Source organism: Marilutibacter maris, assembly GCF_006546735.2.
Classification (GTDB): Bacteria; Pseudomonadota; Gammaproteobacteria; order Xanthomonadales; family Xanthomonadaceae; genus Marilutibacter; species Marilutibacter maris.
The window spans coordinates 1-4126 of the sequence record NZ_VICD02000281.1; the positions used below are offsets into that span (position 1 = coordinate 1).

Genomic DNA, 4126 nt, shown 5'->3' on the forward strand with positions numbered 1-4126 from the left:
GCAGCAGGCTGCGCGCGCGCTGGAACTCGCCCAGCCGCTCCATGCGCGCACGCACCACGCCCTGGTTGTCGGCGGCATAGGCCATCACCGCGACAGCCGCGGCCGAGATCATGGCGAAGATGGCCAGTGCGACCAGCATTTCGATCAGGGTGAAACCGCGCGTGTTCATGGCGCCTCCCGGAACACGACGCGTTCGGCGGCGATCCGCTCCTCGTCGACGGGCATCACCAGCACTTCGATGCGCAACAGACCGCTGTCGTCGGTGGGCGCCAGGGTCCGCTTCCAGCGCCACGGACGGTCGCCGGCCGACTCGCGTCCCTGACCAGCGACCCCCATCGCCGAGAGTTCGTCGGCGTCGGCCACCATCGCTTCCACCGCGAGGTTGTCGGCGACCACCCCGGCGAGCACGCGTTCCTCGATCGCCACCGCGCTGCGGGTACTTTCGCCGGCGAGGTTGAGCAGTCCGAGCACGGCGAGTCCGAACACCGCCAGCGCGACCAGCATCTCGATCAGCGAGAAGCCGCGCCGGCGCCGATACCGCGACCGCCACGGTCGATCGCGATGCACGCTCTGGAGCTCAGCGCCGGGCATCCATCCGTACCTTGCCGGCGGCGTCGACCCGGACGTCGACCGAGGCGCGATCGCGGACCAGGGTCAGCGAGGCCGGCACGGCGGCGCCGGTGGGGTCGAAGCGGAAGCTGACCTGATCGCGTCCGCGCGGCAATTGCGGCCGTATGCCGTCGTCCCACAAGCGGTTGCCGAACGGCCGGTCGCGCAATGGCTGCCAGTCGCCGAAATGCTGGCGGGTGAACCCATAGCCCTGGTCGGTGACGGTGACCTCGATCGCGCGGGTGCCGAGGATGGCCTCCTCGTGCGCGCGGACCAGGCCGGCGGCGAAGGCGTCGGCCTGGTCGTCGAGCGAGTTGTCCGCCGGCGCGGTCATCACCACCGCAGCGCCGGCGATGCCGAGGATGAACAGCACCACCACCAGCTCGACCAGGGTGAAGCCGCGCGACCGGGCGGCGCGGTGCGCAGCCGGGAGCGTCGCGCGGTGACGGGCGGGGGTGCGGGTCACGGCATCAGCGCCAGTTGCCGATGTCGGCGTTGTCGCCTTCGCCGCCCTCGGCGCCATCGGCACCGAAGGAATAGACCTCGAAGGCGCCCTGGCGACCCGGCGCGCGGTACTGGTAGGGGTTGCCCCAGGGGTCGTCCGGCAGGCGACGGATATAGCCGCCGCGACGGTAGCGTTCGGGACGGGCGAGGCCTGCCGGCGCCTGCAGCAGCGCCTCCAGGCCCTGGCCGGTGCTCGGGTAGGCGAGGTTGTCCAGGCGATAGGTTTCCAGCGCCTGTTCCAGCACCGAGATGTCGGCACGGGTCTTCTCGGCCATCGCACGGTCCTGGCTGGGCATCACGTTGATCATCACCACGGTCGCGAGCAGGCCGATGATGACGATGACCACCATCAGCTCGACCAGGGTGAAGCCGCGGGCCTTGCCGGCCCGACCGCGCGCAAGCACGGGGAACGGTCGGACGCGCGGTTGCGGTGCGCGGGCATGGTTGCGGGCGTGCGCTGCGGAACACGGGAGGCGGTGAAGGGCCGACATGACGGGGGTCCTCTAGAAAGCCAGCGAATTGAACTGCAGGATCGGCAGCAGGATGGACAGGACGATGACCGCGACCACGCCGCCCAGCGCGACGATGATCATCGGCTCCAGCAGGCTCATCGCGGCCGAGGTGAAGGTGTTGAACTCGCGCTCCAGGTAGTCGGCGGCGCGCTCCAGCATCGGCGCCAGGCGGCCGCTGTTCTCGCCGCTGGTGGCCATGTAGATCAGGGTCGGCGGGAACACCGCGGCGCGCTTCATCGCCGAGGACAGGCTGCCGCCCTCGCGGATCGATGCGACCATCGTCTCGGTGGCCTGGCGCAGCACCCGGTTGTGCACGGTGCGGGCGGTGATCGTCAGTCCTTCCAGGATCGGCAGGCCGCTGTTGACCATGATCGACAGCGTCCGCGCCATCCGCGCGGCATGGACATCGCGGATCAGGCGGCCCAGCAGCGGCATGCACAGCACCAGCGCGTCGAAGCGCAGTCGAAAGCCCGGCCGCGCGAGCATCAGCCGGAAACCGGCCGCCGCCAGGATCGACAGGACCAGCAGCGGCAGCCCCCAGCCGGCGATGAAGTCGGAGATCGCGATCACCACCCGGGTCAGCGTCGGCAGCTCGCGCCCCATCGAGTCGAACTGTTCGACCACCTTCGGCACCACGAAGGTCATCAGGGCGATCACCACCGCGACGGCGGTCAGCGCCAGCGCGGCCGGGTAGACCAGGGCGGTGAACAGCTTGGAACGCACCTGCTGTTCGCGTTCGAGCAGATCGGCCAGCCGTTCGAGGATGTCCGGCAGCGCGCCCGAACTCTCGCCGGCGGCGACCATCGCCCGGTACAGCGGCGGGAACGCGTCGCCCTGGCGCGCCATCGCGTCGGACAGACGGAAGCCTTCCAGCACCAGCGCGTGGGTCGCCATCAGGGTGCGCCGCACCGCCGGCTTCTCGGCCTGCCCGCCGATCGTGCGCAGGGCCTCTTCCAGCGGTGCGGCGGTGATCAGCGTCGCCAGCTGGCGGGTGACCAGGGTGACGTCCTTGCGGGTGAAGCGATCCAGCAGCGAGCGCCGGTCCGAAACCTTGCCAGACGCGGTCGTGGCCGGCGCCAGCTTGACCGGCAGCAGCCTGCGCTTTTCCAGCCGTTCGCGCGCCTCGCCAGCGCTGGCCGCCGACACCGTCCCGGTGCGGGTCCGGCCGCGCAGATCGAGCGCGGCGTAGTCAAACGTCGCCATCGTCGTCCAGCTCCTGGCGGGCGACCCGCATGGCTTCCTCGACGGTGGTGTCGCCGCGGGCGACGCATTCGCGTGCCGCCTGCGACAACCGGCCGCCGCCGGAGAAGGCCAGCCGGGCGATGCTGTCCTCGTCGGCATTGGCGCCGATCAGCTGTCGCAGCGCCTCGTCGACCGGGACCGCCTCGTAGACGCCGACGCGGCCACGGAATCCGGTGTGACTGCATTGCGCGCAACCGACTGCGCGGTACAGGACCGTGTCGCGGTCATCGCCCATCAGCTGCCGGCTCAGCGTGTCGGGTTCGCGCTCGACGCGACAGTGCGGACACAGCCGCCGCACCAGCCGCTGGGCGACGATCAGGCGCAGGGTCGAGGCGAGCAGGAACGGCTCGATGCCCATGTCGCGCAGGCGGGTGATCGCGCCGATCGCGTCGTTGGTGTGCACGGTCGACAGCACCAGGTGACCGGTCAGGCTGGCCTGTACCGCGATCTGCGCGGTTTCCGGGTCGCGGATCTCGCCGACCATCACGGTGTCGGGATCCTGGCGCAGGATCGCACGCAGGCCAGCGGCGAAGGTCATGCCGACCTTGTTGTTGACCTGGGTCTGGCCGACCCCGTCGATCGCGTATTCGACCGGGTCCTCGACGGTGAGGATGGTGCGACTGCCATCGTTGAGCCGGGCGAGCCCGGCGTACAGCGTGGTGGTCTTGCCGGAGCCGGTCGGGCCGGTGACCAGGACGATGCCGTTGGGCACCGCCAATGCCTGCCGGAAGCTGCGCAGCACCGGTGCCGGCATGCCCAGCTGCGGCAGCGACAGGGTGCCCTGGTCCTTGTCGAGCAGGCGCATCACCACCCGCTCGCCGCCGCGCGCGGGCAGGGTGGACACGCGCACGTCGAGTGCGCGCGCGCCCATCGCGACCGAGATCCGTCCGTCCTGAGGCACCCGCTTCTCGGCGATGTCCAGCCGCGCCATCACCTTTACCCGCGAGACCAGCAGCGGAGCGATGCGGGCGGGCAGGCTGAGCATCTCCCGCATCACCCCGTCGACGCGGAAACGCACCCGCAGCGCGGTTTCGAACGGTTCGACGTGGACGTCGGAGGCGCCCAGGCGGGCGGCCTCGGCGAGCAGCCCGTTGATCAGGCGGATGATCGGCGCATCGTCCTGGCTTTCCAGCAGGTCGGCGGTGGCCGGAATGTCGTCGACCAGGGCGTCGAGGCTGCCGTGGGCGTCGAGGGCGCCGGCCTCGGCGGCGCTGCCGAGGCCGGCATCGGCGTAGGCTTCGGACAGGCGCCGGTCGAAG

At 70.8% G+C, this 4126-nt stretch carries 6 protein-coding genes; all 6 read right to left on the minus strand.

Going from position 1 to position 4126, the window contains the following annotated elements:
• On the minus strand, positions 1-169 hold a 169-nt coding region (locus FKV24_RS20270), incomplete at its 3' end, for a PulJ/GspJ family protein (RefSeq protein WP_141483092.1).
• Complete coding sequence (gene gspI, locus FKV24_RS16115) at positions 166-591, minus strand: type II secretion system minor pseudopilin GspI (protein WP_141483093.1); 426 nt, start codon at positions 589-591, stop codon at positions 166-168. The genes gspI and FKV24_RS20270, both read right to left, overlap by 4 nt.
• On the minus strand, positions 578-1075 hold the full coding sequence (locus FKV24_RS16120) for a GspH/FimT family pseudopilin (protein WP_249041055.1): 498 nt from the start codon (positions 1073-1075) through the stop codon (positions 578-580). The genes gspI and FKV24_RS16120 overlap by 14 nt, the downstream gene beginning before the upstream one ends.
• Positions 1076-1079: 4 nt before the next feature.
• Positions 1080-1517: a type II secretion system major pseudopilin GspG gene (gspG, locus tag FKV24_RS16125; protein WP_283016215.1), complete on the minus strand. Its 438-nt coding sequence runs from the start codon at positions 1515-1517 to the stop codon at positions 1080-1082.
• A gap of 99 nt (positions 1518-1616) precedes the next feature.
• Positions 1617-2828, minus strand: a complete 1212-nt coding sequence (gene gspF / locus FKV24_RS16130) for a type II secretion system inner membrane protein GspF (protein WP_141483096.1) — start codon at positions 2826-2828, stop codon at positions 1617-1619.
• Positions 2815-4126: GspE/PulE family protein (locus tag FKV24_RS16135; protein WP_141483097.1), on the minus strand; the 1312-nt coding region annotated here is incomplete at its 5' end. The genes gspF and FKV24_RS16135, both read right to left, overlap by 14 nt.